Source organism: Streptomyces sp. NPDC006261, assembly GCF_040613515.1.
Classification (GTDB): Bacteria; Actinomycetota; Actinomycetes; order Streptomycetales; family Streptomycetaceae; genus Streptomyces.
In genome coordinates this window covers 1-3,759 of sequence record NZ_JBEXSI010000138.1, presented here as the reverse complement: position 1 = coordinate 3,759, position 3,759 = coordinate 1, and the positions used below count along the sequence as shown (strand labels likewise).

Annotated in this window: 3 protein-coding genes and 2 pseudogenes; 1 reads left to right on the top strand and 4 read right to left on the bottom strand. The window is 67.8% G+C overall.

Annotation, left to right across the window (positions count from 1 at the left end; all coding sequences use genetic code 11):
- A pseudogene (locus ABZ154_RS34865) lies at positions 1–137 on the top strand (IS6 family transposase); the annotation flags it as partial.
- 598 nt (positions 138–735) lie between these two features.
- On the opposite strand, the gene ABZ154_RS34860 reads toward ABZ154_RS34865, so the two are convergent.
- From ABZ154_RS34860 to ABZ154_RS34845, 4 genes and pseudogenes are all read right to left on the bottom strand, one after another.
- Entirely contained in the window at positions 736–1,551 is an 816-nt protein-coding gene (locus tag ABZ154_RS34860; RefSeq protein ID WP_356838466.1) for an MBL fold metallo-hydrolase, read from the bottom strand.
- 40 nt (positions 1,552–1,591) lie between these two features.
- Positions 1,592–2,356 (bottom strand): maleylpyruvate isomerase family mycothiol-dependent enzyme, encoded by a 765-nt coding sequence (locus tag ABZ154_RS34855; RefSeq protein WP_356838465.1) that lies wholly within the window; start codon positions 2,354–2,356, stop codon positions 1,592–1,594.
- A 5-nt stretch (positions 2,357–2,361) separates the two neighbouring features.
- Positions 2,362–2,946: a TetR/AcrR family transcriptional regulator gene (locus ABZ154_RS34850; protein ID WP_356838463.1), complete on the bottom strand. Its 585-nt coding sequence runs from the start codon at positions 2,944–2,946 to the stop codon at positions 2,362–2,364.
- A 315-nt stretch (positions 2,947–3,261) separates the two neighbouring features.
- Positions 3,262–3,615, bottom strand: a pseudogene (locus ABZ154_RS34845) (IS110 family transposase); the annotation flags it as partial.
- Positions 3,616–3,759: the final 144 nt, after the last annotated feature.

Below are 3,759 nucleotides of genomic sequence, written 5' to 3'. Positions count from 1 at the left end.
TCCTGGCCGCGTTCAGCGGCATCTCACCCCACTTCCGGCCCCGCCGCCATCTGATGACCGCCGCCCACTACCGAGCCGAAATGACCATCCGCTTCGCCATCTGGGACCAGATCACCGGCCAGCCCGCTGAAGCCTGAGCACCAGTCCGAAACCCCAGCCCCACCACGCCCCGACGCACCGTCAGAGACCCACGCACCCAACAACGTGACAGCACCAGTACAGGTCCACTTGCGCGGAACTGAGCCGCTTGGGATACCGTTCCGCCGAACCCGAGAGCATGGGGGAGCGGGAAACATCACAGGTGCTGACCAAGGTATTCGCGGCGCTGCGCACAAAGGGTGTGAAGCCTTCCGCCGTAGCAGCGGAACTGGGGCTGACGAGCGAGGAGATGAACAAACTTCTGTTCGGCCTCACGCTCACAACCGTCGCCGGCGGTGGACAGCAAACCGCACCCATTCCCACGCGACACCTGTCCGCAGTCAGCTCACCTCCTTCTACAGCCGCTCGTCCGCCGTCGAATTCCGCACACGCGTTCGCTAGGCCCTGAGTTCGCTGCTTGGATAGGTCAGTTCTCTGGTCGAGTCGGGCCCAAAGCCCCGGGAGGCCGGTGGGGAGGTGGCCGCCTGGCGAGCCTTCACCCATCGCAACAGACCTGTTGCGGTAGGTGCGGCGTGTTGGAATCGGCGGCGGCCGTGTCGCTGGCCGGATGCTCCGGAAAGCCATCGGGAGACGATGTCAGGTGGCGGAGGCCGCCGTCGGCTCGAAGCCGGCGAGCAGTTCCTCCAGTGCCTGCTGGTCCGGTCCCGTCCAGGGGTCCGCCGTCGGTGCCGTGTGCAGCATGTCGAGGAAGTCGGCGGTGTGCCCGACGGCAGGCGGCAGGTGGGTACTGAGCACGGCCTCCGGTGCCGCGGCCCGGAGAGGCTGGAAGGTGGCCTCGTAGGCCTGCTCGTCGACAAGACGTACCCACGGGCTGTCCACGGTTGCCCACAGGAGCTGGCCGGCGCGAAGCAGGTCGGCCGGGATGGCGTCGGCGTTGTCGCTGGCGGCCAGTTCAGGGCTGGGCAGCGGGGCGCCGAAGCAGTCGGAGCTGAATACCGTCCGGGACCGGTCGTCGTGGAAGCCGACCGTCGCCGGGCTGTCGTACAGCGGCGGCCGGAAGGCGTGCAGCACCCGGTCGCCCACGTTGAGTGTCTGGCCGGGGTTGACCAGGTGCACCCGGTCGAGGGGCAGCGGGCGGACGGTGGACATGATGCCCATGCCCAGGAAGGTGGTCACCACTTTCGCCCGCGGTGCGGCTGCCAGCAGGTCGAAGAGCGCGCCGGTGTGGTCCCGGTCCGGGTGGGTGAGCCAGATCCACCGGACGTCCGCGGGGTCCATGACCGACCCCAGCGCGTCCATGAGGCCCCGGTCGGGCAGGCTCAGGCCGGTGTCGACGACCACGGGTTCGGCGGCGTGCAGGACGAAGGCGTTCACGGTGAGAAACCCGATGCCGGGCACCGGCAGTTGGTCGTTGAGGACGCTGACGTCCCGCCCGATTCGGTGAGTTCGCATGATGTTTCCTCGGGTGGTTTCCGGAGCCTCGCGGTGAGGCTCAGAACGGCACGAGCTGGCCGAGCAGCCCGCTTCCTGCGATGCGGCCGGAGAGCGCGCGGCAGAACTCGACGGCGTCCTCGGTGATTTCCTCGATCTCACCCGCCCTTTCAGCGACGCTGAATACCCCTCCGGCCGGCCCGGTCAGGGTGAGGCGGAACGGCCGGCCGTGACGACGGGCCCACTCCGCGACGACGTCGGCCACCAGCCGTCCGTCGTGCTCGGCGGTGAGCAGTGGCTCGCGGCCGGTGGCACGGCAGATGTCGGTTCGGTGCATCCACGGATCCCGCGTAGAGATGACGTCGAAGAGGTAGCCCAGCCGCCAGAACTCGGCGGTGCCGTCCTCCAGCTCCTGCTTCATGGGGAGCGCCCGCACAGGGGCGGGCAGTCGGCGGCGTGCCCGGGCGGCACGGGGACCCGCGGTGGTGAGCCGGTCGAGGAGCTGCTGCCGGCTGAGCTCAGCCCGCTCGGCTACCTGGACCTCGGTCATGCCGTCGATGGTGGGTCGCCCTTCGGCGGCCTTCCGCCCGGCCCGGAACACGTGGACGAACTCGCGGAAGGAGCTGGTGCTCTCCATCATGCCGAGGATGTGCCCGAGTAGCGCGCGGACGTCCCAGGCCGGGCACTCGGTCCGCTGTGCCCAGTCCTGCGGCTCCAGGGAGCGCGCCAGTTCGACCACGCGCCGCAGCTCCTCCGCCGCGAGCACGGAGGCCTCCTGGTGCCGCAGCGGCGGGGGGACCCCGGCTGTCCTATGTGTGCTGGTCACGACGTTCACTCACCTTTCCGCGGGTGTGTCTGGTGTGCGTAGAACATCTCCACGGCCTCGTCGGCCAGCCGGGTCCAGCGGTCCCCTCCGGGATCGTTAGAAATCTGCTGGTCCGCCAGTCCGGTGGAGAGGGCCGTCAGGAGGTCGAGGGCTCCGGGGTCGAAGATGCCAACGTCGGCCAGTTGGGCGCGCAGCGCTTCCAGAGCCTCGACGGCTACCGCGTAGGACGCGGTGGACGGCTCGAAACCCGGGACGGGCCGTTGGCACAACAACTGGTAGCGGGCCGGGTTCTGCGTGAAGAAGTCGAGGAAGAACCGGATGATTGCTTTGAGATCGGTAAGCGGCTCACCGGTCATCGACACCTGCCTGCGAGCCGCCATGAACTGGCGCCACCCCTGCTCGGACATCGCGTCGTACAGGGCGAACTTCGAGCCGAAGTACGAGTACAGGGAAGGCGGCTGCATCCCCACCTTGCGCGCCACGCCCTTGAGCGTCATGCCGCCGATACCCTCGGCTTCCGCGACCTGCCATGCCGCCCGCAGGATCTCGCCCATGGTCTCCGAACGCCGTTCGGCTTGCCTATCGCGCATCGGTTCTCCTAACCCGATTCCATCTTCCTCCTCTCAAGAACGGCGGTCAATACGCATAAGGGACATTTCCGACCTTCGGCCCGTGCCGATCTCCCGGCTGTTCCGGCCTTGGGGCACAGCGGTACAGCTTGTTCTTCATCATCCTCGGTCTATGGTGCGAGCTGGCGAGCGCTGGACGTCAAACGCGCGTCGGTGCTGCTTTCGCCGACTCGCCTCGATTGTGCACACGACTGTCAAGCAGACCAGAGCTGCGGCCAGTGAGGTTTTCTCAGCGATTGCCGCTTATGCCCTAGTAGGTTCCTCGCCAGGTTGGTGGAGCTGGTCGCGGAGCCGGTTGACGGTGCGGGTGCGGTCGGCGACCAGGTCGGCCCGGCGAGCGGTGAGGGTCTTGAGCTCGGTCGTGATCTCGTCGCCCGGGCGGATCGGGTGCAGATCACGGCGCATGCGGGCCTGGTCCGCGATGATCGCGGCGTCCCGGGCGTCCGTTTTGCCCTCGCCCCGGTAGCCGCTGGACGCCCGGTTCACCGCACGGCCGGAGAGGTAGAGCACGGTCTGACCGTGGTTGAACAGGAGCGTCAGGAGCAGGGACGCTCCGCCGTCGACCAGGCCCATGGCCCAGGTGACCTCGTCGCCCAGGTCCAGCACGTCGCTGAGCAGTGTAAGACGCTGTTGTCTTTCCGAGTCTGACGACTGTGTTTTCGCTGGTCATGGGTAGGGGCGGCGTCGGTGTGGGAGTGATGGGGTGTCTTCGTCGCTCTCGTGGAGGTCGCGAATGCCGTCGGTTGTCGGACTGCTGGAACAGCACGAACTTGC